2 protein-coding genes are annotated in these 2,160 nt (G+C 35.8%); both read left to right on the top strand.

Features of this window, described 5'->3' with window-relative positions:
• The first annotated feature begins 353 nt into the window (after positions 1–353).
• Positions 354–1,346, top strand: coding sequence for a protein rep (locus I2F17_RS12435; RefSeq protein WP_211140156.1), 993 nt, complete (start codon positions 354–356; stop codon positions 1,344–1,346).
• 65 nt (positions 1,347–1,411) lie between these two features.
• On the top strand, positions 1,412–1,618 hold the full coding sequence (locus I2F17_RS12430) for a hypothetical protein (protein ID WP_211140155.1): 207 nt from the start codon (positions 1,412–1,414) through the stop codon (positions 1,616–1,618).
• The last annotated feature ends 542 nt before the right edge of the window (positions 1,619–2,160 follow it).

The raw sequence follows: 2,160 nt of genomic DNA, 5'->3' as shown, positions 1-2,160 counted from the left end.
TTTCAGAGGGTTTTTATTTTTACTTGATACTATTGGGTAAAGTGGGGACAAAAATTTTGTACTTTTTATTTAAGTCCACATACTTTAATGGTGGACTTATAGCCGAATATTCGGTTTTTTTACCGTTTTTTTGATTTTCTGATCGTGTTTTTAACCTGAATTTCGTGCCGTTTTTCCTTCTCTTGATACTTTAGGGATAACTTCGATTTTTTTTTGGTGTTTTTTTATTGCTTTAAACCCTTACGTACCAATGCTTTCAGCTTATTTTTTATTCAAAAAATTGAGAAATTGACACATATAAAAAAAGCCCGTAAAGTTTGGGTATCTGACATCCATTCTTTAACGAGCTTTTAATGAGCCAATCATGCCATGATTTCGATGATGAAATCAATTTTTTATCTGAAATTTCACCAAATGATCTCTCTTGGGATCAGCACCGTTCTAATGCTGAAGATGTAGCAGTTCTCTATAATCGAAATATTGAGTTTACAAAGTATGCTGACCGTATCAATGGCTGCTCGGGATATTTGAAGTTTGCTGTATCTGATGGAAAGCTAGTTTTAAAGGAAGTTTGGTTTTGTCGTGTGCGTCACTGCCCTGTATGCCAATGGCGGAGATCGTTAAAAATGCGAGCTATGATGTATAAAAATATAGATCGTGTAATACAAGAGTATCCTGCTCATCGATGGGTATTTTTAACTTTGACTGTAAAAAATCCGCATGTGAAAGATTTAAAATCAACGCTCAATTTGATGAATAAGGGATGGAAAAGGTTAATTGAATCGAATCGTTTTGAGAATGTTGTTGATGGATCTATTCGTACAACTGAAATAACTCGCCCTAAAAAGAAAAATGAACAAATGGAAGTACATCCGCATTTTCATGCGATGTTGCTGGTTAAATCAACGTACTTCAATCGTGATTATATAAAACAAGCGGATTGGATCGAAATGTGGTCTAAGGCAATGCGCCTGACCTACACACCGCAGGTGCATGTTAAAGCCGTTAAACCAAATAAGAAAAAAACACATGAGCAAAATACAGGAACATTGCATAGTGCGATTTTAGAAACATTCAAATATAGCGTTAAACCGTCTGATATGCTTGCTTATGACGATCAGGGCGAATGGTTATGCGAAGTGACTAAACAAACCCACAGGATGCGTTTTTTAAGCACAGGGGGCGTTTTAAAGGATATTTTGAGTGAAGATATAACAAATCAAGAAATGATTGCACCTGATAGCGATAAGGAGCAGTTAGAGGCAGATGAAGATAAGCCACGTTTTAGGTTTACTTATGTGCCTCAGTATCGCCGATATGTTTTTAATCCAAACCTTAATGACTAGCGGTAATTGCTTGGGCTACGACCTCCAAACAATTACCTCGTCACAATGATCACAAGGAGATCACTATGACTAACGTGGATACTAAGCCTTTAGAGCTATTAGGCAAGCAAATTTCTTTTGATGTAATATTATCTGACGACATTAAAAAAATTTTTCCTGACGGTGTTTTGAAAAATGGACTTGTTGAAGCAGTTTTAATTCACCTTTCCGGAAATCATGAGATTTTAGTAAAAGATAATTTTTATTCACTCGATGAAATAAAAATTAAATAGCACCCATTGGTATCAATGGCTAAGTGCGCCCTTGTTAGGGTGCATTTTTTTTTGCTAGTATGGCTTATAGGTTATTTGACATAATCAAGAAAAACGATCAAAAAATATCCTATACCGCAGTTTTGGTGGTGGGGATTGGAAAAATGATGATCAATGCCCCCCTTAATAAGATGGGGGTAACAAAATTTCAATTCTTCCCAAAATTAAAATAAGCAGGTAAAAAATTAATTATATTTATCGAATATTTTTAGGTTCATTCAAAAATCAAAGATTTTTACAGGCTCGCTAACAAAGCGAGTTTGTCGATTAACTACTGGGGATACCCAGAACGCTAAAACCAAATTAACTTACAATTATTGAATATAAAATTACTTCCCCCACTGATTACGCCTTTTGCTTTTGGTATTTATATTTTTGAGATGTATGAAAATGGACGCTTCGTATTTTGGCGGGGAGCGCACAACTGTACGCACCTCAGCCACAAATCGGAGCGTCCTCTTGGTATATTGACGAAAACTCATGTAATGCCCACGTCACAAGGC

It is taken from the genome of Acinetobacter baretiae (assembly GCF_015627105.1).
GTDB classification, from domain to species: domain Bacteria; phylum Pseudomonadota; class Gammaproteobacteria; order Pseudomonadales; family Moraxellaceae; genus Acinetobacter; species Acinetobacter baretiae.
This window is presented reverse-complemented; position numbering and strand designations above follow the sequence as displayed.